Below are 20,362 nucleotides of genomic sequence, written 5' to 3' on the forward strand. Positions count from 1 at the left end.
CAAGTCTTAAAAACAAGAAAAAGGGATGAACTCCCTTATCTTTCGTTAGCCATTTTCGCAAGTGCTAATGCACCACAAACACCTGCATTATCTCCTAATCCTGGATATACAACATAATCCTGAATAGCATCTGTTGTAATTTCATCTTTTTGAACATAACCATTTAATCTTTCTTGAAGATATTTATGAATCATTGGGAATAATTGTTTTTGATGCATAACACCTCCACCTAAAATAATCTTCTTTGGTGAAATTGTTAAAACATAAATTGCTAATGCCTGAGCAATATACCATGCTTCTAAATCCCATGCAGGGTGATCTTCAGGTAATTCACTTCCCTTTATTCCCCATCTTTCTTCAATGGCTGGTCCTGCTGCTAAACCTTCAAAGCAAGTTCCATGATATGGGCATTTTCCTTTATAAGTATCGTCTTCTCTTTGTTCTAGAATCATGTGTCCCATTTCTGGATGTAGTAAACCATGAACAAGGTTTCCTTCCACAATGGCTCCTCCACCAATTCCTGTTCCGATTGTTAAATATAAAGCACTATCTAATCCTTTGGCTGCACCAAAGTATGCTTCACCAAGTGCTGCACCATTCACATCTGTATCAAAACCAATTGGCAAATCTGGATAATGTTCCTGTAAAGCTCCTACAATATTATAGTTTGTCCATCCTGGTTTAGGTGTTGTTGTAATATATCCATATGTTGGACTCTTTAAATCAGGATCAATAGGTCCAAAACATCCTAATCCTAAAGCTTCAATGTCCTTTCCATCAAAAAATTTAAAAATATTTTCAACTGTTTCTTGTGGTGTTGTTGTTGGAAAAGAATCTCTTTCTAAAACATTTCCATTTTCATCTCCAATAGCAACAACAAACTTTGTTCCACCGGCTTCAATTGCACCTAATCTCATTTTTCTTCCTCCTTATTATCTTCTTTTATTTTATCACAACTTGTTTCTAGTCAAAAGTTATTTCTTCATTGTAAGTGATAATTGTAATGACTGTGAAGATTCTGTTTCCTTTAACATACTTTCTAAATACTGTTGATAAAAACTTAAATCTTCATTTTGTAAATATTGATAACCATCGCTAGAGCGAAGTTCATCTACATATTGATTGATGTTACCAGTAAAATAGTAACGATTGGCTTTCACTAATACATCTTGAATCGCTGTTCTTTTTTGAGTATCTGATATTCCCTGTAAAGATTTACCAAATTTATTTGCAGAAACTGTATCAAAATACTCATCTGCATTGACTGAAATTGATAATGACTGGGTATGATAGTTCATTTGATCCTGATTCAATTCAATAATGCCATATTGAAGTGGAGCATCCAATAATGATGAAGACGCAATATCATAGATTCCCTGAATCGTTTTGATATTTTGACAATGTATATGTCCACTTAATACAAATGGAACATGATATTGAGAAAACAGTTTTGCAATCTTCTCATGATCATTAATGGTATATCCATTATTTAACAGTTCATTATGAATTGCTAAATTATGATGCATCGCAACGAGTGGCGTTTTTCCATCTTTTTGAATATCCTGAAGCTGCTTTTCTAACCATTGCATAGTTGAATCTGTAAAAAATCCACTTGCTCCTAGCGTCATTTCTGTTTGTTCATGTGCATTCGAATCCATCATCAACAAGGCAAAATCAGGATTCAAATCAATACGATAACTCAAAGATTCATCATGTTTCGAAGTTGCCAGATGATAACCTAGATTTTGATAAATATCCTGAAAATCCTTAGCATTAATATTATCCACATCAAAATAATCATCTTGACCATAACCTTTTGTATAGATATTATCAATATCATGATTTCCTGGTATAACAGCAACCTGAATGTTCTTTTCTTTTAATTGTTCTAGTTTTTGAGCTAACTTCTGATGACTGCCTTTTTCCCCATTAAAGCTTAAATCACCTGTCAAAACAACAAGATCAGGCTTTTCCTGGATAACCGCCTGTACAAAAGCATCTACAATCTCATCGCCATAAGTGACCATCTTGCCATCACCATATAACATGGAATCTTCAAACCATTCACAATCCTGATAATAATCCTTTAAAAAATAATGTATATCACTTGCGACAATGATTTTTAAATCTTCTTTTTCACTTAATGTTTTTGATTGACATCCCATCAGACAAAGACAAAAAATAAGACAATAAATAATCTTTTTCATAACACATCTAAAAAGAATGGATAGCTAAGCTATTCATTCTTGATTATTCCTATTATTTTTGACAAGCATCATATGCCATATCAAAAATCTTTTGTGCATTGAAATTCTTAAAATCATCATCGCTAATTAAAATGACTGGTTTATCAGGGTTGTCTGCTTTGATTTTTTCATATGATCCTTTTAATTGAGGTTCTACAAGAATAACATCAGCAAGATTACTTGAATATTCTACTGCATGTTCTGATGCAGACCAAACTGTTGCTTCAACTCTCTTTCTTGAAGCAGCATCTTTTAATTTTGAAGCAAACAAAGTAGATGTTACACCAGCCAAACAACACAATAAGATTTTCATGATTATATTCCTCCTTTTTAATTCCCTATTATTATTTTACCACATTTTGATATTGACTTCTATTTCTTTTCACTATCCATTATAAATTTATTTGCATCTTCTAAAGAGGCATAACCATAAGCTTTCACTGTATTCATTAATATTTTTTCAATTAAATTTTCATTCTTTTGAACCATATCCAAAACCATTTGACCATATAAATATAATGTTTCATCACTATAAGTCATTAATTCGCCTCTTAAATAAGTTTCAAATGAGGTATCATCTTTTTCATCTTCCAAAGAATGAGTGAAACGGGCTTGAGATAATAAATAAGGATATTGATCATTCATATCTTCACGCATTGATACTTCAATATCACATAAAGCATTAATAAAGTCTTTCTTTTGTTGATCAACAGCAGGTAACTGATCTCGAATCGTATCAAAATATTCTGGATCCGTACTTTCCATCATATAGGCATATTTTTCCATGACTGGATTTCTCCCTATTTGTTGAGCTAGTTTTAAATCTTGTAGACAAGCTTTTTGAACATTTTGATAAAAAGCTTCAAACTGACTTTTTCTTTGTAGATAAAATGTTTCAAAATCATCCTGACAACTGGCACGGCCATCAATATGATGAACCTGTTGAAAAAAATCCCATTCTAATTGTACAATTTCATCAACCATTTTCTATCCCTCCATAACATGTTTCATGCGTATATGGTCATCTTGAATATGTGACATGACTTCCAGTGTGTGATTGTCTAAAAAATCATCATCACTTGTCGATAAGCCCTGTCGATGAAGTTCACCAATGACTAACTGACATATTTTTTCAATCAGCACAACTTTTTGATCATCAGTATTAATAATACTGTTCTTTTGAGGCCAATGTTGCTTTTGAGATGGCAATTGAACCAATTGTAAAAGCAGTGGTGTGACTGCCTGTAAACATGTACAATCTTTTAATCCATAATAACTCCATTTATAATAAGGCTTATATTTTTTATTCAGCAAATAGAGAAGAGATAATGTCTGATCTATAAACTCATTCAATGCCAGCGTCGCAGCAACTTCATCTTCTCTTTGCATACATCTGGCATAATTATATTGACCAGATTGTGCCATTTTAGCTAAACAACGGGCTATTTTTTTAATACGGATATCTTCTGGATAATAACTTAAATATTGTCTGATTTGAGTCACTTGACCATAATTGTCCTCAAAAATACGTCCATTTGTACAAGCTAAAAGAGCATTTTCATCAGCATATAACCAATCATCTAAAGTTTGTGGTATATGTCTTAAAAACTGTTTAAAAAAGCTTTCAATTTCAAAAACACCGACTCTTCCATTTCCATGAGCTGAGGTTAATCTTTGAATACCCATGAACTCTTGTGGTAGCTTTTGATAACTGGCCTGTATCTGTTTATAATACTGCTGATAAATATCATGAGGAAGCAAAATACAAAAACCAGGTCCAAAATCATGGTCATGAGAAATCTCATCATCGTACCCCAGACAATCTGATCCCATTCCCAATAATCCAACCGCCATATATGGTTTAATTTCTAAAAACTCTTCTTCTATCATGTTTCTGCCATATTGTTGATAAAAAGCTTCACACAAATCTAAACCTTTGATTGTCTTCATTTCTTTTTGAATTCTGTCGATATTCTTTTGAATTGTCTGATAATCTTTATTTTGTCCATAGACACTCTCTATGAAATGTAAGACACGATGATAAATATCTAAAGCTTTTGCATAGTCTTTTTGCATATAATGGCTTTGCGCTAAAGTCGCTAACGAAGCAAAGTAGTGTGGATCATGAGGTCCATATTGTTGAAAAAGAGAGATCGCCTGATGTAGACATTTTTGAGCTTTATCATTTTGATTGATACTGAGATACATTTGTGAAAGATTTGTATAAGTAATAGCTTCTTCAATTCTATAATCATCCAGTTGTTCAACAATCGCCAATGCTTTCTTTTGCATGTCAATAGCTTGCTGATAATCACCCATTTCCTGATATAACAGGCTTAAATTATTATAAAAGGCACTATAAAGTTCATCTTGTGGTTCTAATTCATGATGATAAATCTTTTCTGTCTTTTGATAAAGCGATAAAGCTTCCTGATATTTTCCCTGTACACGGTAAAAAGTGGCTATATTGATATATGATGTAGCACCATCAATCGTTTCTTCAAGTCCACACATGTCAAGAATTTTAAATATCTGTAAAGCAATCTGATTCCCAGATTGAAACTGTGAAGTAACACGAAAGTAACCTATCATTTCATTAAGCAAAAACAAAATTGTTGCATTATCCTGTCTTTGAACAGCAAGATTGACTTGTTCAACTAAAAAAGCATAAGCTTCATCCAATTCATTATTGGCATACATTTCATCTAATTGTTTCTGTAATTCCTGTATAGTCATGAATATTCTCCTTTAAAAATAAATAGACACATGGGTGTCTATTTATGATTGAGTGCATCTTTCATACCTTTTAAAACAACTTCTCTTGCTGTGACGGCATCTTTTTTATCTAATGGTGGAATACCTTCCAATGGATAATCAATACCTAAGTTCTTATATTTAGCAACACCCATAGTATGATATGGTAAAACATCTAGAGCTTTGACATGTTTAAGGGTTGCGATAAATTGACCTAAACGATATAAATATTCATCATTTTGTGTAATTGTTGGAACAACAACATGTCTGATCCATAAATCAATACCCTTATCATCTACATATTTAGCAAATTTTAATATCATATCATTAGGTTGTGCAGTTAACTTTTTGTGTTCTTCAGGATCAATATGTTTAATATCTAACATAATTAAATTTGTTGAAGCTAACAAACGATCTAATTTCTTTAAATATTCAGGATTTTCATGAAAAGTAATCCCTGACGTATCTAGACATGTGTGAATATTTTCTTCACGACATCTTTCAAATAATTCTATCAAGAAATCTAATTGCAACATAGGTTCTCCACCTGTACAAGTGATTCCTCCATTTTTATAAAACTCTTTCTTTGTATTAAATTCTTTGAGAATTTCATCAACTGTCATCTGTGTTCCCGTATTTGGTTTCCATGTATCAGGGTTATGGCAGTATAAACAACGCATTGGACAACCTTGAAAAAAGACTACAAAACGGATTCCAGGACCATCAACAGTTCCACAACTTTCTAAAGAATGAATATATCCTTTCATTATCTCACCAACTTTCTTTATTATTTTAACATATTTTCTATAAAATATCATTTCATATGTTTTATTTTTCAAACAAAATACAAAATCATCAAATTATATCAATATCAAGTATTCAACCAATTTCATCATACCACATAATATCATCACATATATAGGATCCATCTTTTTATACTGTAATAATATCATTCCAATTGCAAATATGATAATCATATCAATGCGCATAGATGATAAAGTATGTACTGTATTTTCTCCAAAAAAAGCACTGACTAATATAGACACACCCGCAGTTGCAATCATCGCAACAACAGCTGGTCTTAACGTTTCTAATATACCTTGTAACATAGATAATTTTCTATATTTTAAATAGAGATAAGCTAATATGGAAACAATGATGCATGATGGGAGTATACATCCAATAGTTGCAAATATAGCACCCCATACGCCAGCTATTTTCTGACCAACAAATGTAGCGGAATTAATCGCAATAGGCCCTGGTGTCATTTGAGAAATTGTGACCAAATCAGTAAATTCACTCAGTGATAACCAAGGATGTAATGTCACCACCTGATTTTGAATCAATGGCAAGGCTGCATATCCACCACCAAAACTAAACAATCCTACCTGTAAAAAGCTCAAAAAAAGTTCCAGCAAAATCATACATGATCACTTCCTTTATGATAAAACGTTCTGATAATCCCTATAGCAATACAAATCAATACCACATAAATCACATTGACATTAAAGAAACATGTGACAACAAATGCAATAATCATAATAGCATTGTTCATCCAACTCTTTGTTTTGATAAGATCTTTTGACATATCATAAACAACAGAACAAATGACTGCACCTACACCCGCCTGCATTCCATCTAACACCAGTTTGACATAAATATGAGACTGAAATATTTCATAAAACACAGAAATGGCAGATATAATGATAAATGGCGGAATAATTGTTCCTAATATAGAAACCAATAATCCTGGTATACCTGCTATTTTATATCCAACAACAATGGCTCCATTCACTGCGATAGCCCCTGGTGATGATTGTGCTATAGCCACTAAATCTAACATTTCATCTTGATCAATCCAATGAAGTGTATCTACAAACTTCTTTTTCATCAATGTCACAATGACATATCCCCCACCAAAAGTAAAAGCACTTAAATAAAGTGTAGATACAAATAATTGTATTAATTTATTATTTTTCATCCCATCACTTCTTTCTTGAACTTCATTAAAGCAAACAATCAGTTTGATTTTCTATATCTTGTATATATAAGAATCAGCTAATTACGATAAACGACTCTCTCATTAATGATATATAACTTTTGTTTTATTGATATAATTCAAAATCCCACTAAAAATAAGTCTCATTCGTTCTTTTATAACATCAAAAAAGGTGCTTAACTCAGCACCTTTTTCATCCTCATTACATTGCTTCGTGGAATGTACGAGAAATAACATCATCTTGTTGTTCTTTTGTTAATTTAACAAAGTTAACAGCATATCCAGAAACACGAATAGTTAATTGTGGATATTTTTCAGGATGTTTTTGAGCATCAATTAATGTATCTCTGTTTAAAACATTAACATTTAAATGATGTCCTCCTTTTGAAGCATATGCATCTAACATTCCAACTAAATTTTCAACTTGTTGTTCACTTGCAGCCATGATTTTCTCCTCCTTTAAAATTCATCATCGTCATCCATTGGTAAATTTGGAATTTTACAAGCAGTATCACCACTATCACAATCCATCTTTGACACAACAGTGACTTCTTCCATTTCAATATGAGCATCTTCATTCACTTTGACATTAATATGTCCTGAACCAGAGCTCACGCGACCATCTAACATTTTGACTAGTTCATCAATTTCTTTTTGAGTAGCCATGTTTTCACTTCTTTCTATTAATCAAGATTTCCGTTTTTAATTGATTCGATATCTAAGTCACCAGCGAAAACTTGATCGTCTTTTCCTAAAGCACCAGGGATGACAGTAAATGTATTTGAAATACCATCTTGTGCATCTTTGAATGGTAATTTAGCAACTGATGATAATGAAGAAATAGCACCATGAGAATCTCTACCATGCATTGGGTTAGCACCTGGAGCAAATGGTTGACCAGCTTTTCTTCCATCAGGAGTATTACCTGTAGCTTTACCATATACAACGTTAGAAGTAATTGTTAAGATTGAAGTTGTAGGATAAGAATCTCTATAAGTATGATGAGAACGTACCATTGCCATGAAAGTTTCAACTAACCAAGTTGCAATTTCATCAACTCTGTCATCATCGTTACCATATTTAGGGAAATCTCCTTCTACTTCGTAATCAACAACAACACCATCTTCATCTCTAATACATTTAACTTTAGCATATTTAATAGCTGATAAAGAGTCAGCAACGACTGATAATCCAGCAATACCTGTTGCGAAATAACGTTTAACTTCTCTATCATGTAATGCCATTTGAATTCTTTCATAAGCATATTTATCATGCATATAATGAATGATATTTAATGCGTTAACATATACACCAGCTAACCAAGACATCATATCTACAAATTTAGCTTTAACATCTTCGTAATCTAAGTAATCACCTTCAACTGGTCTATATTTTGGTCCAACTTGTTTCTTAGTTTTTTCATCTACACCACCGTTGATAGCGTATAATAAACATTTAGCTAAGTTAGCACGTGCACCAAAGAATTGCATTTCTTTTCCAACTCTCATTGAAGATACACAACATGCAATTGCATAGTCGTCACCATGAGTTACTCTCATTAAGTCATCGTTTTCATATTGAATTGATGAAGTTTCAATTGAAGTTTTTGCACAGAATGCTTTAAAGTTTTCTGGTAAACGAGTTGACCATAAAACTGTCATATTTGGTTCAGGAGCTGTTCCTAAGTTAGATAATGTATGTAAATATCTAAATGAAGTCTTAGTAACCATATGACGTCCGTCAACACCAACACCACCGATTGATTCAGTTACCCAAGTTGGATCTCCTGCGAAAATTGAGTTATATTCTGGAGTTCTTGCGAATTTAACAATTCTTAATTTCATAATGAAATGATCAATAAATTCTTGGACTTCTTCTTCAGTGAATAATCCTTTCTTTAAATCTCTTTCTACATAGATATCAATAAATGTAGAAGTACGTCCTAAAGACATTGCTGCACCATTTTGTTCTTTAACTGCACCTAAATATCCAAAGTATAACCATTGAATAGCTTCTTGGCAGTTAGTTGCTGGTTTAGAAATATCAAAACCATATTTTGCAGCCATTTCTTTTAATTCACTTAAAGCTCTAATTTGTTCACTTAATTCTTCACGTAATTGAATAACTTTAGAAGTCATTCTCTTTTCAGTTGTCGCAAATTGATTTTTCTTATCTTCAATTAATTTATCTACACCATAAAGTGCAACTCTACGGTAGTCACCAATAATACGTCCACGTCCATATCCATCTGGTAAACCAGTGATAATATGTGAAGAACGACAAGCTCTAATTTCTGGAGTATAAACATCAAATACACCTTGGTTATGTGTTTTTCTGTATTCTCTGAAAATATAAGAAACTTCTGGATCTACTTTATATCCATTTGTTTCACAAGCTTGTTCAGCAATACGGATACCACCAAATGGTTGTAAAGATCTTTTGAAAGGTTTATCAGTTTGAACACCAACAATTTTTTCTTTAGATCTGTCTAAATAACCAGCATCATGTGAAGTTAATGTTGATACAACTTTTGTATCCATATCTAAAACTCCACCAGCTTCTCTTTCTTGCTTAGTTAAATCCATAACTTGTGCCCATAAATCTTTTGTGTTTTGAGTAGGACCAGCCAAGAAAGAATCATCACCATCATATGGTGTGTAGTTTAATTGAATGAAATCTCTTAAATTCACTTCCTTGTTCCATTTCCCTGCTTGGAAACCATCCCAAGCATCATTCCATTTTTCTTTAAATGTCATTTTCTAAACCCCCTGTTTGTTTATTTCTCATTCATTATAGCACTAATATACTATTGAAACAATAAAATAACTTGTTTTTTTTCGCAATTTTCTGCCATAAAATGAGTCGCTGGAACTTGACAACTTCAATATAACAGATTCTTTTTTTTAATGCTATTTATATGCTTCAAAAATTGATTTTTTTACAAAATCTTTACAAAAAAAGATATACAGGTTATCCTATATATCTCTTCATATCAGCTTCTATATTTTCTGACTGTCTACCAAAAATCATTGATAAACTGTCTTTTCCTTCAACAATTCCACTTGCTCCTAAAGATCTGATTTTTTCAATATCGACAAGCTGTTGATTATCCAATACAACTGTAACTTTAGAAGCACTGCTACGTACTTCTTTAATATTGTTTTTCCCACCAAGAGCCTGCAATAATTCTTCAATTGGTAATGTTGATTTCATTTCCTGATCTAAACGTTTATTCTTAATAAAATGAATAAATCCAAAATAAAGTAAAATCAAAGCCAAAATAATCGCAATCACAACAAAAATATATTCAACATCCATATTTTCACATCCTTTTTTAATTGAAGTATTTCTTTTTTATAGTATACTATAAGAAGATAAAAAAAGAAAGGAGCAATGTCATGGAACAAATCAAAAAACTCTGTCGTGAACAACCATTGATTTGTATCATTTGTATTCTGGCATTGATTAGCTGTTTTGCTATTTTAAGTGCTACGCCTATGATTTCTAACAAAGTTGGAGATCCTGAAACATTATGGTTAAAACAAGGCGCTTTTTATATAATTTCTGCAGTTATGGTTTTTATTATATATAAAATAGGAAAAGATCAGATTTATGATAAAATCTGGATCATCTATTGGATATTGATGGTTCTCTTAATTATTTTGGCTATCGAGCATTTCATTTATACAAGATTATGGCCTCGCCATCATATCATTCCTCTGGTCAATACAGCTGGGGGGGCAACCTCATGGTTTAACTTTCCTTTTTTAAGTATACAGCCATCAGAATTCATGAAAATTGCGATTGTTATAGCTTTAGCGAGAATCACAAAAGAGCATAATGATTATTATCTCATTCATACAACAGAAACAGAAATCAAATATATCTGGGAATGTATGAAAGTCGTCATTCCCCCTGCTTTACTTGTTTTACTTCAAAATGATACAGGTGTTGTTTTGATTTTATTAGTTGGTGCTGCTTTTGTTATTTTTTCCAGTGGTCTTAGAAAACAATGGTTCATTTTTGGTTTTAGTTTGATTGGTATTATATTGTTGATAGGAGCCTATCTCTTTGTTTATCAACCTGAGATTTTTGAAAAGCTTTTAAGTTCCCATCAAGTTGATCGTTTTTATGGATGGCTTGATCCTGAAGGCACATACAACAAAGAAGGATATCAATTATTCAATTCTTTACTTTCTTATGGAAGTGCCGGATGGTTTGGACATGGTTTCCAATCTGTCATTAAAGTCTTCCCAGAAGCGCAGACCGATTTTATCTTTGCTGTTATTTTAACAAATTATGGTTTTGTTGGTGGTTTGATTACCGTTGGGGCTATTGTTGCTTTTGATATCATCATTTTAAAGATTGGTCTTGATTCTACCAATCAGCAAGATAAGTTCATGACCATCGGTATCATTGGCATGCTGTTGTTTCAGCAGATATGGAATATGGGTATGATTTTAGGTCTATTACCTATTACAGGTATTACATTGCCATTTATTTCTTATGGTGGGTCTTCACTTTTATCTTACATGATTGCAGTTGCATTATTTATTGATATTAACACTCAAAATAATATTATGAAAAACAGATCTGTGATTCAATAACAGACCTGTTTTTTTGTTATGACAATCTTTTGTTTTGTAACTGGATGAACAAACCCAACCATATAACTATCTAAATCAAAATTCCCCTGACCATCACCATATAGACTATCACCAATCAAAGGATGATTAATAGCAGCCATATGAACTCTAATCTGATGTGTTCTTCCTGTTTCAAGTTTCATTTCTACTAGCGTTCTATCATGTTTTATAGCTTTGACAGTATAGTGCGTACAAGATTCTTTCCCACGTTTATCAATCATACGCTTCATTTGGAATTCTTCTTTATAAATAGGCAAACGAATGGTTCCACCCGCTTTGACTATCCCTTTAACATGAGCACGATAACGTCTATCAATATGCTGGAGATCTTTCATGATTTTATCATGAATATAACGATATTTTGCAACAATCATTAATCCGCTGGTATCTTTATCTAAACGATTAACAAGATGAATAGTTGAATTCAAATGAATTTGCTGATAATAAAAAGTTAAAGCATTTGCTAAAGTATAATAGGGATGCTGACGAGTTGGAATTGAAGGCAAACCCTTAGGCTTATCAACAACCAATAAATAATCATCTTCATAAACAATCTTTAATGGTATTTCAACTGGTACCATATGATTGTCTTCTGGTGGATAAATAATGGTCAGGGTTTCCCCAACCTGCAATAGATATCGAACTGTCTGATGTTTTCCATCTACCAGAATTTCTCCCCTCATTTTAATAGCTTTGATTGCTTTTTGACTGATTCCATGACGTAAAAGAAACTCACCAATAACACAAGGTTCATCTATAATCCAATATTGTTTCATGAATTCAGATATGCCCTTTTTAAACGCTGTGTAAAAGACACATTTCTATATTGTAAAAAACGTGCTTTTTTGGAAGACATTTTGACACAGATACAATCCTTATCTTTCAAATCAATAACCAGATGATCAACGCCAAGAATAGCCCCCTGATAACTTTGTGACTGAAAACGAATTGTATGTGATTGATCAAGAATCAAAGAAGAGCCTAGTGAGCGATAAGCATTATGGTGAATACCTGCAATTTCACTTAACTGCATCAATCCTGTACAAGTATGAATAACAGCGCCTCCTAAAGATTTATTATAGGCTGTTGACCCTACTGGGGTTGATACACATAGACCATTTCCTCTAAAAGTTTCAAAATATTCATCATTAATATAAACATCCATAACCTGAGAACGACGATTATTTTCAATTCTCACTTCATTTAAAGCAAAATATGTTCCTTCCAAACAGGATACTTCCAACAAATGACGTTCATAAATACGATGCTGTCCATTTTTAATATCCAAAACAAGCTGTAGATATTCATCACGCTGATAATCAGTTAAAAATCCCAGCGTTCCTGTATGAATTCCAATGAAAGCAACACGATCAATCGCATCTATATATTTATGCACACTATAAAGCATTGTTCCATCGCCACCTACGCTAATCACGATATCTGGTTCTTTTTCATTATATGTCAAAAACGTATTTAACTGTTCTTTTAATTTTTCACTGAGTGTGATAGATTCCTGATCTTGTTTACATACAATTGCATATGTTTTCATAACTTCACCACCTATGATTTATATTATATAAAAATTGCAATAGAATGCAATACAAGATAAAATAAGGTGAGGTGATTTCAATGCAACAATTAGAAATAGAATATAAAATTCTTTTAACTCAAGATATCTTCCATCAAATTCTTCATGATTATCAAAACAAGATAACAAAAGATTATATCCAAATCAACGATTATTTAACTCACCCTATTTTATCTCAAAAAAAATATATGTTACGTATTCGTACCAAAAACAATCAGTACGAACTCACTTTAAAAAGACCTTATCAAAATCATCGTTTAGAAACCAATCTGTCTTTAACAGAAACAGAAAAAAATTTATTTTTGCAATATCGTTTAAAAAACGAAATCACGGATATTTTAGAAAATGATGGCATTAAGATCAATGAATTACAACATCCCTTTTCATTAACAACCCATCGCTATGATATTCAATTACCTGAAGGTGTTTTATCTTTAGATGAAAATACTTATCTGGATCAACATGATTATGAACTAGAATTTGAAGTCAATGATGAAACCCAAGGATTCTCACAATTTTTAAAAATCATTGAGCCTTATCATTTACACTATCAACACAATTGTCCAAGTAAAGTTGCACGTGCTTTTGAAGCATATAAAAACAGTCATAAGTGACTGTTTTTATAATTGCTGAAGTATGTTTTCAACTAATTTTTGACTGACGATTTCATAATCTTTTTCATGAGGAGCAGGTGCATAAGCAAAAGAAACATCTTTTGCTATCGTTGAAGCATCTTCAACCCAATCTTTACAGGAACTATGTACTTGTTGCACTTTTGTTTTCTGTAAGATTTCTAAAACATTTGAAGCATTCACACCACTACCAACTAAGATTTCTATATCTTGTCCATAACGCTGTTGAAGCTTTTCTAAAAGTTCAAGAGCATCTATCGCTTTTGCTTTTAAACCACTTGTTAAAAGACGATCAACACCTAATTGAATTAATATTTCAATAGCCTGAAAAGGATCATCCACACAGTCAAAAGCACGATGAAAAACAGCTTCCTTATGATAGGCATGGATAAGCTCAACAAATTCTTGAGTACGTTTTTCATCAATATGTCCTGATGCATCTAAAAATCCAAATGCCAAGCCATCTGCTCCATTTTCTAACATGATCTTTGCATCCTGTTTCATCACTTCATATTCTTCTTCATCATAACAAAAACCAGCACCCCTAGGGCGAATCATTGTTATGACTTTTAAATTTGTATTTTGCTTTGTCATTTTCAGTGTGGCCAATGAAGGTGTCAGACCACCTAATGATAAAGCACTATTCAATTCAATGCGTGTTGCTCCAGCCTTCCATGCCGCTAAAGCATCACTATAACTCCCACAACAAATTTCTACTATTGGTTTCATACAATCTCCTCTACTTTTCTTTCAATGGGGCCATGCGTGTTTGCATATATTCATCAAGCCATTGTTGACTGGCAGGTTGATAGGTACAATGATTTCCTTTTCTTTGCACCAGATAAACAGTTGGTTTTAAATGTGGTAAACAAACGACAAAAGAAAATGCTTCAATATTAGTAGCCACACCAAACTCGCCATCCTTATTCATTGCCACAACAGATAAATCCCCTGCATGCCCTCGTCTTTTGATTAATTTTTGTTCAAGTTCAAAAACAGCTTTTTCACAAGCTTTTTGTGGATGCATTCCCTGTGCCATGAGTCTGACGATTTCATAAGAAATACATCCTTTCATTAAATCTTCACCTAAACCTGTCGCTGAAGCTCCTCCGATTTGTGAATCTACATAAAAACCTGAACCTATAATAGGTGAATCACCAACTCGCCCTTTTTTCTTCATAAACAATCCACTCGTTGATGTCGCTGCTGTCATCTTACCAGAATCATCTAAACACACCATCCCAACTGTATCATGACCAGCATATGGCTGGAGTTTTGATTGCTCTTCTTTGATGCGATTTTTATAATGAATCTTAGCACGATCCGTAAGCATATTCTTTCTTTCAAAACCTTCCTGACTGGCAAAACTTTCAGCCCCTTGACCAACCAGCATGCAATTGACTGTTTCATGCGATAAACGTCTGGCAATTGATATAGGATTTGCAAAATCTTGAAGAGAAGCCACTGCTCCAACACTTAAAGTATCTCCATTCATGTATGCTGCATCTAATTCTACTTCCATGGCTTCATTAGGTAATCCACCATATCCCACTGACTTATAATAAGGAAAATCTTCCACTTCTTTAATAGCTGTTTCAATAGCGTCACCAGCATCACCTTGACTATCTAATATTTTTTCAGCTTTTTCAATCCCTTCCTTAGCCATACGCCAAGTTGCAATAATCCCCCACATGTTTATCTCCTTTCTTTCATATATCGTATTTCAAATTCTTGTTGACTTATAGGTTTATCATAATAATAACCCTGTCCATAATGACAACCAAGTGATTTTACAAAATCATGATATTCTTTTGTTTCTATTCCTTCAACAACTGTAGAAATAGATAAAATTTTTGTCAATTTAATAATTTCTTCCAAAATAATTTGAGCTTTCTTATTTTTTCCATCTAATATTTCTTGTAAAAATATTCTGTCTATCTTTAATTCATCAATATCGATCTTTCCTAAAATATTTAAAGATGAATAACCACTTCCAAAATCATCCATTGAAACTTTAAATCCTATTTGATGTAGCTGTTCTATCTTTTCATTGACTTCATCTACATTATTAATGACCAAATCTTCTAATATTTCTAAAGTCAGCAAATGAGCTGGCACTTGATACTTTTGAACAATCGCATTTAATCGTTCGACATAATCAGATTCATAAAACAATAATTTAGATTGATTGACAGAAATACCGATAGGCTCTATGCCTTGATCCATCCATTTTCTAATTTGTAGACACGCCTGTTCAAACATATACATATCTAATTTCATACAAAAGCCACTTTTTTCAAAAATAGGAATAAATTGATTAGGATACAATTGCTGGTTATCTTGTGTGATCCAACGAACTAAAGCTTCACTACTTTGTAATTGACCAGTTTCCATATCAACTTTTGGCTGCAAATATAATTGAAATTCTCCATCTTTTAAAGCCTGTTCCATATGACTTTCAATATAATTATCCATTATTTCCTGTTTATGTAATTCAATATCATAAAACCAAATATTAGAAAGTATCGTTTCCTTTGATTTTGCTAAAGCAAACATAACTCTGACCATTAAATCTTCAAAACAATTATCCACAATCAGCTCTTCACTTGATATCGCCACACCACAATGAATCTTCAAATGATAATTTGTATGTAATAAATCCATATATTCAATAATCTCTTCCATCATTTGATTAAGGCGTGTCAATAAAACAGATTCCTCTGTTTCACATAGAAAAACATAAAATTGATCTGCTGTATCTCGGCAAAAAAATTCTCCATCATGTAGATGGTTTTCAATCACTTTTTTTTCATGACATAACAACTGATCTCCCAAATCATGACCAAAAATTTCATTAAAAAACTTAAATTGATGAATATTTAAAACAGCCACACTACAACATTTATTATCTATAAAGTATCGTTCACCCAAAGTCATAAAATAAGAAAAATTATACGTTCCTGTTAAATGATCAAAATAAGCAACTTTCTGTAACTCACGATTGTTTTTTAAAATAATATGATATCCATAAATCAATAATCCTATAACTAACAATATGATACTTAAAAATATCAAACCTACCATTCTCATATTCCTATCAGCAAACAAGTGAGAATCTTCCAACATATTAACACATAAAAGGTTCCAATCTTTTAATCCAATGGGTTTTAATAGAGCATGATATTGTGCATTTTCATATTCAAATGAAAATGTTATATCTTGATGATCTTTTAAATGTTCTTTCATTTGCTGATAATCTTGTTTTTGCAAAAAAGGTTGTTGAAATATTGAAGTCTGATGAAAAATATCATATTGAGAGTTGACTAAAACTTGACCAGATTCATCAACAAGATAAGCATACGTATCTCCACCTAAAATACCACTTCCTTGCCCAGCATCCATCAGCAATTCTACTGTTTGTGTGGCGATTAAAGCTCCCACAATCTGTTTGTTTTGATAAACTGGGATTCCATAAGCATAAATCATTTCATGAGTTAATTGACTTTGAAAAATATCAGATACAGTACGTTGATTAGCCAAAGTATCATAAACAACACTTTGAATTTCTTCTTGAAAATCTGTCAAAGGCTTATTGACCAATACCTCTTGATTTAAATTGGCAACAACTCCCCTTTCATCCAAATCAAAATACATCATCGTTATAAAATCATTTTGTTCATTAGTTTCTTCTAAAACCTGTGGAAATTCTTGATTGTTTGTTATATTTTCCATCTGTAAAACACTAGCAAAAGAATCTAAAAATTGAAAATCATTATCTATTTGTTTTTGTATTATATGAATGTATTTATCAACAGTATTATCAACCTGGTCAATCATATTATTTCTGACAATATGATTTAAATAAATACGCAAAAAAATACTCATAGTCAAAAGCAGCACTACAATAACAGAAGAAATTATGATCATCTTTTTCATTTTTTTCTCAAGTTCCCCTTTTATCATCATTTTTTCCTCCATTGTTTCTCATTTCTCTATGATATTATATCACTTTCTTCACAACTATAAAACATTCTCTCACAAAATAAAAATCGCCTCTATCTCAGTATAGAAACGACTCATTATCTTTTATTCACAACCATCATCACATTTGTGATCCTGATAATATTGTTCCTTAATATCAGTAAATTGTGGACAGAAATCACTATTATTACATTCTTGTAAACGACGCAATTCACGAGGAATAAAAGCACGAATTTCTTCAGCATTATAACCGACCTGAAAACGTCTTTCATCAATAATAATAGGTCTTTTTAAAATAGATGGATTTTCCTGAATAAAATGAATTAATTCATTAATAGACATATCATCTAAATCTATTTTATTTTCTTTAATAATCTTTGACCTTTTAGAAATAATATCATCTGTTCCATTTTCACTTCTTTCTAAAAGTTCTTTTAACTCAGTTTCACGTAATAATGTAGAAAAAATATTTTTTTCAACATAAGGAATCTGATGTTCTTTCAGCCATGCTTTGACTTTTCTACATGAAGCACAACTTGGTGCTGTATAAATTCTAATCATTACATCATCTCCTCTTGTTTACTCATTATACATCATTTTCAACAATTATGAAATTATTTTTTATGATTCTATTGATTTTACATCTTTGTCGTTCTATAATGACTTTACAGCAATGAAAGAATGGAGTAGTTATCTATTCATGTTAAGAAAGCTTGTGGGTGATGCAAACAAGCCATGAACGATAATGAATTGGGATTCTGGAGCTAAAAATGGCATGAGTCATTTTTCGTGAGTCGCGTTAAGACAAGAGTGCATATCAATGATATGAATAAAGGTGGTACCGCGTATTTATACGTCCTTTTTTAAGGACGTTTTTTTATTTTAAAGGAGGTCGTTATGATGAAAAGAATGTTAAGTGGAATCAAACCAACTGGTCGTGTGACTTTAGGTAATTATATTGGAGCTATCAAACCTTTTGTTTCTTATCAGGATGAATATGAAATGTTTATTTTTATTGCTAATCTTCATTCTATGACTATTTATCAAAAGCCTGCTGATTTACGTAAAAACACAAAAGATTTAATTGCATTGTATATTGCTGCTGGATTAGATCCTGAAAAAGTGACTTTATTTTTACAGTCAGATGTTTTAGAACATGCTCAACTTGGTTGGTATTTAGGATGTATGGTGTCTATGGGAGAACTTTCACGTATGACACAATACAAAGATAAGAAAGCCAAAAATGAAGTCATTGGTGCTGGTATATTTAATTATCCTTCATTAATGAATGCTGATATTTTAATGTATGATCCTGATTTTGTACCGGTTGGTGAAGATCAGAAACAACACGTAGAATTATGTCGTGATATTGCTGAAAGATTTAATTCACGTTATAGCGAAACTTTCAAAATTCCAGAACCATTAGTGACTAAAGTAGGTGGACGTATAATGGATTTACAAAATCCTACAAAGAAGATGTCCAAATCTGATGAACTAGGAAAAGGAACCATTTATATCTTAGACGATATCAATATTTCTAAAAAGAAAATCAAATCTGCCGTGACAGATAGCGATGGTCATATTCATTATGATCCTGAAAATAAACCAGGTATTTCTAACTTATTGGAAATTTATTCAATATTAGCAAATCGTCCTATTGAAGATCTTGAAAAACAATATGATGGTAAAGGATATGGAGAATTTAAAAATGATTTAGCTGAAGTTTTAGGAGAAGAACTTGAGAAGATACAAAATCGTTATCATGAAATTATGAGTGGTTCTTATTTAGATGATATTTTAGAAGAAGGTGCCAAGAAAGCACGCATCATTGCAAGAAAAAAACTAGCCAAAGTGGAAAGAAAAATTGGAATTACAATTAAAAAGAAATAAAACAGAAAGCAAACTTCTTATGGATATGAAGTTTGCTTTTTAACCTTTTTGAACCAATTCTTTATACAATAATTCATGCAAGGATGTATATCCTTTTTCAATCTTATGTTTTAAAGCCAAATATTTTTCACTGGGATTTTCTCCCTCAATATGAAATTGTTGGCATATTTCTAAAAAGACATCATAACGGACCACAAAAATCTCATCAATAACTTCTTCTAGACACATTTTCTTTAAACGCTCATTTCTTGTCAAACCAAATTCTTTATCATAAGCTTCATCTTTGATCTGATATTGAAAAAAAGTTATCGGTTCTTGTTTTAATATGTCATTAATCTGTTGTCTTTGTTGCCATGAAAAAGTTCCTCTACGTACAATTGTATGATTTTTAATATCCACAACAAAGCAATAATGACCATCACCAACAATAAAAATACCATCTGTTCCACTGAATTGATAAAATTTCGCATATAAAAAATCATGTAACTGTTTTGTTGAAACATGATAAAGAGGCGCATTTTCTATTTCTTCATAAGAATCATCATCCTGCCACTCATATGGTTCTAATAATTCTTCATCATCATAAACAAAATTCACTAACAAAATATTCAACCCCCCTGTAATGT

Annotated in this window: 22 protein-coding genes and 1 other annotated feature; of the genes, 3 read left to right on the forward strand and 19 right to left on the reverse strand. The window is 31.9% G+C overall.

Annotated elements, in window-relative coordinates; genetic code table 11:
• Positions 1-35 precede the first annotated feature (35 nt).
• The 12 genes from E0K96_RS01660 to E0K96_RS01715 all read right to left on the reverse strand — a co-directional run bounded on the left by E0K96_RS01660 (position 36) and on the right by E0K96_RS01715 (position 10,317).
• A complete protein-coding gene (locus E0K96_RS01660) occupies positions 36-917 on the reverse strand; it encodes an ROK family protein (protein WP_087296776.1) in 882 nt (293 codons plus the stop codon).
• Between the two features lie 57 nt (positions 918-974).
• Positions 975-2,207, reverse strand: coding sequence for a metallophosphoesterase (locus E0K96_RS01665; protein ID WP_168080706.1), 1,233 nt, complete (start codon positions 2,205-2,207; stop codon positions 975-977).
• Positions 2,208-2,259: 52 nt separating this feature from the next.
• Positions 2,260-2,559, reverse strand: coding sequence for a PTS sugar transporter subunit IIB (locus E0K96_RS01670; RefSeq protein WP_168080708.1), 300 nt, complete (start codon positions 2,557-2,559; stop codon positions 2,260-2,262).
• A gap of 59 nt (positions 2,560-2,618) precedes the next feature.
• A complete protein-coding gene (locus E0K96_RS01675; protein ID WP_168080710.1) occupies positions 2,619-3,230 on the reverse strand; it encodes a DUF4125 family protein in 612 nt (203 codons plus the stop codon).
• Between the two features lie 3 nt (positions 3,231-3,233).
• The gene (locus E0K96_RS01680; RefSeq protein WP_168080712.1) at positions 3,234-4,982 is read right to left on the reverse strand and encodes a DUF4037 domain-containing protein; all 1,749 of its coding nucleotides are present in this window, start codon (positions 4,980-4,982) and stop codon (positions 3,234-3,236) included.
• A gap of 38 nt (positions 4,983-5,020) precedes the next feature.
• Entirely contained in the window at positions 5,021-5,767 is a 747-nt protein-coding gene (pflA, locus tag E0K96_RS01685) for a pyruvate formate-lyase-activating protein (RefSeq protein ID WP_206080526.1), read from the reverse strand.
• 93 nt (positions 5,768-5,860) lie between these two features.
• Positions 5,861-6,424: a chromate transporter gene (locus E0K96_RS01690; protein WP_168080714.1), complete on the reverse strand. Its 564-nt coding sequence runs from the start codon at positions 6,422-6,424 to the stop codon at positions 5,861-5,863.
• On the reverse strand, positions 6,421-6,981 hold the full coding sequence (locus tag E0K96_RS01695; protein ID WP_168080716.1) for a chromate transporter: 561 nt from the start codon (positions 6,979-6,981) through the stop codon (positions 6,421-6,423). Before E0K96_RS01695 ends, E0K96_RS01690 begins: the two co-directional genes overlap by 4 nt.
• Before the next feature lie 220 nt (positions 6,982-7,201).
• Positions 7,202-7,444 carry an autonomous glycyl radical cofactor GrcA3 gene (gene grcA3, locus E0K96_RS01700; protein WP_087296781.1) on the reverse strand — a complete coding sequence of 81 codons (243 nt, stop codon included), beginning with the start codon at positions 7,442-7,444 and terminating at the stop codon, positions 7,202-7,204.
• Positions 7,445-7,458: 14 nt separating this feature from the next.
• Positions 7,459-7,665 (reverse strand): hypothetical protein, encoded by a 207-nt coding sequence (locus tag E0K96_RS01705; RefSeq protein ID WP_168080718.1) that lies wholly within the window; start codon positions 7,663-7,665, stop codon positions 7,459-7,461.
• A 17-nt stretch (positions 7,666-7,682) separates the two neighbouring features.
• Positions 7,683-9,755 (reverse strand): formate C-acetyltransferase, encoded by a 2,073-nt coding sequence (gene pflB / locus E0K96_RS01710; protein WP_168080720.1) that lies wholly within the window; start codon positions 9,753-9,755, stop codon positions 7,683-7,685.
• Between the two features lie 214 nt (positions 9,756-9,969).
• Positions 9,970-10,317 carry a PTS sugar transporter subunit IIB gene (locus E0K96_RS01715; RefSeq protein WP_087245039.1) on the reverse strand — a complete coding sequence of 116 codons (348 nt, stop codon included), beginning with the start codon at positions 10,315-10,317 and terminating at the stop codon, positions 9,970-9,972.
• Positions 10,318-10,397: 80 nt separating this feature from the next.
• On the opposite strand from E0K96_RS01715, the gene E0K96_RS01720 reads away from it, so the two are divergent.
• Positions 10,398-11,606, forward strand: coding sequence for an FtsW/RodA/SpoVE family cell cycle protein (locus E0K96_RS01720; RefSeq protein ID WP_168080722.1), 1,209 nt, complete (start codon positions 10,398-10,400; stop codon positions 11,604-11,606).
• Here E0K96_RS01720 and E0K96_RS01725 read toward each other — a convergent pair.
• The gene (locus E0K96_RS01725) at positions 11,600-12,421 is read right to left on the reverse strand and encodes an RluA family pseudouridine synthase (RefSeq protein WP_168080724.1); all 822 of its coding nucleotides are present in this window, start codon (positions 12,419-12,421) and stop codon (positions 11,600-11,602) included. The two genes, E0K96_RS01720 and E0K96_RS01725, sit on opposite strands and share 7 nt — an antisense overlap.
• The gene (locus E0K96_RS01730; RefSeq protein ID WP_087296784.1) at positions 12,418-13,194 is read right to left on the reverse strand and encodes an NAD kinase; all 777 of its coding nucleotides are present in this window, start codon (positions 13,192-13,194) and stop codon (positions 12,418-12,420) included. The genes E0K96_RS01725 and E0K96_RS01730 overlap by 4 nt, the downstream gene beginning before the upstream one ends.
• Before the next feature lie 80 nt (positions 13,195-13,274).
• Between E0K96_RS01730 and E0K96_RS01735 the strand changes: the two genes are divergently transcribed.
• Entirely contained in the window at positions 13,275-13,847 is a 573-nt protein-coding gene (locus tag E0K96_RS01735; RefSeq protein ID WP_168080726.1) for a CYTH domain-containing protein, read from the forward strand.
• Between the two features lie 6 nt (positions 13,848-13,853).
• Here E0K96_RS01735 and E0K96_RS01740 read toward each other — a convergent pair whose 3' ends face one another.
• The 4 genes from E0K96_RS01740 to spx all read right to left on the reverse strand — a co-directional run bounded on the left by E0K96_RS01740 (position 13,854) and on the right by spx (position 18,407).
• Positions 13,854-14,594: a copper homeostasis protein CutC gene (locus E0K96_RS01740; RefSeq protein ID WP_168080728.1), complete on the reverse strand. Its 741-nt coding sequence runs from the start codon at positions 14,592-14,594 to the stop codon at positions 13,854-13,856.
• 10 nt (positions 14,595-14,604) lie between these two features.
• A complete protein-coding gene (locus tag E0K96_RS01745; protein WP_168080730.1) occupies positions 14,605-15,558 on the reverse strand; it encodes a glycosylasparaginase in 954 nt (317 codons plus the stop codon).
• A gap of 2 nt (positions 15,559-15,560) precedes the next feature.
• Positions 15,561-17,801 carry a bifunctional diguanylate cyclase/phosphodiesterase gene (locus tag E0K96_RS01750; protein ID WP_168080732.1) on the reverse strand — a complete coding sequence of 747 codons (2,241 nt, stop codon included), beginning with the start codon at positions 17,799-17,801 and terminating at the stop codon, positions 15,561-15,563.
• Positions 17,802-17,951: 150 nt separating this feature from the next.
• Entirely contained in the window at positions 17,952-18,407 is a 456-nt protein-coding gene (spx, locus tag E0K96_RS01755; protein ID WP_087245049.1) for a transcriptional regulator Spx, read from the reverse strand.
• Between the two features lie 103 nt (positions 18,408-18,510).
• Positions 18,511-18,710, forward strand: a binding site (T-box leader).
• Positions 18,711-18,746: 36 nt separating this feature from the next.
• Here spx and trpS point away from each other — a divergent pair.
• Positions 18,747-19,736 (forward strand): tryptophan--tRNA ligase, encoded by a 990-nt coding sequence (gene trpS / locus E0K96_RS01760; RefSeq protein ID WP_087296789.1) that lies wholly within the window; start codon positions 18,747-18,749, stop codon positions 19,734-19,736.
• A 39-nt stretch (positions 19,737-19,775) separates the two neighbouring features.
• Here the strand turns inward: trpS and E0K96_RS01765 are convergent, their stop codons facing one another.
• Positions 19,776-20,333, reverse strand: coding sequence for a hypothetical protein (locus E0K96_RS01765; protein ID WP_241146938.1), 558 nt, complete (start codon positions 20,331-20,333; stop codon positions 19,776-19,778).
• Positions 20,334-20,362: the final 29 nt, after the last annotated feature.

It is taken from the genome of Massilimicrobiota sp. SW1139, assembly GCF_012027715.1.
Taxonomy (GTDB): domain Bacteria; phylum Bacillota_I; class Bacilli_A; order Erysipelotrichales; family Coprobacillaceae; genus Allocoprobacillus; species Allocoprobacillus merdigallinarum.

Coding starts and splice junctions, on each gene's coding strand:
- E0K96_RS01680 (WP_168080712.1), bottom strand. CDS start 4,982: ATGACTATACAGGAATTACAGAAACAATTAGATGAAATGTATGCCAAT.
- grcA3 (WP_087296781.1), bottom strand. CDS start 7,444: ATGGCTGCAAGTGAACAACAAGTTGAAAATTTAGTTGGAATGTTAGAT.
- E0K96_RS01715 (WP_087245039.1), bottom strand. CDS start 10,317: ATGGATGTTGAATATATTTTTGTTGTGATTGCGATTATTTTGGCTTTG.
- spx (WP_087245049.1), bottom strand. CDS start 18,407: ATGATTAGAATTTATACAGCACCAAGTTGTGCTTCATGTAGAAAAGTC.
- E0K96_RS01735 (WP_168080726.1), top strand. CDS start 13,275: ATGCAACAATTAGAAATAGAATATAAAATTCTTTTAACTCAAGATATC.
- E0K96_RS01725 (WP_168080724.1), bottom strand. CDS start 12,421: ATGAAACAATATTGGATTATAGATGAACCTTGTGTTATTGGTGAGTTT.
- E0K96_RS01745 (WP_168080730.1), bottom strand. CDS start 15,558: ATGTGGGGGATTATTGCAACTTGGCGTATGGCTAAGGAAGGGATTGAA.
- E0K96_RS01720 (WP_168080722.1), top strand. CDS start 10,398: ATGGAACAAATCAAAAAACTCTGTCGTGAACAACCATTGATTTGTATC.
- E0K96_RS01665 (WP_168080706.1), bottom strand. CDS start 2,207: ATGAAAAAGATTATTTATTGTCTTATTTTTTGTCTTTGTCTGATGGGA.
- E0K96_RS01695 (WP_168080716.1), bottom strand. CDS start 6,981: ATGAAAAATAATAAATTAATACAATTATTTGTATCTACACTTTATTTA.
- trpS (WP_087296789.1), top strand. CDS start 18,747: ATGAAAAGAATGTTAAGTGGAATCAAACCAACTGGTCGTGTGACTTTA.
- E0K96_RS01675 (WP_168080710.1), bottom strand. CDS start 3,230: ATGGTTGATGAAATTGTACAATTAGAATGGGATTTTTTTCAACAGGTT.
- E0K96_RS01705 (WP_168080718.1), bottom strand. CDS start 7,665: ATGGCTACTCAAAAAGAAATTGATGAACTAGTCAAAATGTTAGATGGT.
- E0K96_RS01660 (WP_087296776.1), bottom strand. CDS start 917: ATGAGATTAGGTGCAATTGAAGCCGGTGGAACAAAGTTTGTTGTTGCT.
- E0K96_RS01740 (WP_168080728.1), bottom strand. CDS start 14,594: ATGAAACCAATAGTAGAAATTTGTTGTGGGAGTTATAGTGATGCTTTA.
- pflB (WP_168080720.1), bottom strand. CDS start 9,755: ATGACATTTAAAGAAAAATGGAATGATGCTTGGGATGGTTTCCAAGCA.
- E0K96_RS01690 (WP_168080714.1), bottom strand. CDS start 6,424: ATGATTTTGCTGGAACTTTTTTTGAGCTTTTTACAGGTAGGATTGTTT.
- pflA (WP_206080526.1), bottom strand. CDS start 5,767: ATGAAAGGATATATTCATTCTTTAGAAAGTTGTGGAACTGTTGATGGT.
- E0K96_RS01670 (WP_168080708.1), bottom strand. CDS start 2,559: ATGAAAATCTTATTGTGTTGTTTGGCTGGTGTAACATCTACTTTGTTT.
- E0K96_RS01730 (WP_087296784.1), bottom strand. CDS start 13,194: ATGAAAACATATGCAATTGTATGTAAACAAGATCAGGAATCTATCACA.
- E0K96_RS01750 (WP_168080732.1), bottom strand. CDS start 17,801: ATGAAAAAGATGATCATAATTTCTTCTGTTATTGTAGTGCTGCTTTTG.